Source organism: Vibrio sp. OPT41, from assembly GCF_015163595.1.
GTDB lineage: Bacteria > Pseudomonadota > Gammaproteobacteria > Enterobacterales > Vibrionaceae > Vibrio > Vibrio alginolyticus.
In genome coordinates, this window is sequence record NZ_JADDYH010000104.1 from 1 (window position 1) to 200 (window position 200).

1 rRNA gene is annotated in these 200 nt (G+C 51.0%); it reads left to right on the top strand.

The window, feature by feature from the left end:
• A 23S ribosomal RNA gene (locus IQP38_RS26080) occupies nucleotides 1-200 on the top strand; the annotation flags it as partial.

The following is a 200-nucleotide window of genomic DNA, read 5'->3' on the forward strand; positions in this document are numbered from 1 at the left end:
GCAGCCATCATTTAAAGAAAGCGTAATAGCTCACTGGTCGAGTCGGCCTGCGCGGAAGATGTAACGGGGCTAAGTAGTAAACCGAAGCTGCGGCAATGCACTTTTAGTGCATTGGGTAGGGGAGCGTTCTGTAAGCGGTTGAAGGTGTGTGGTAACGCATGCTGGACGTATCAGAAGTGCGAATGCTGACATGAGTAACG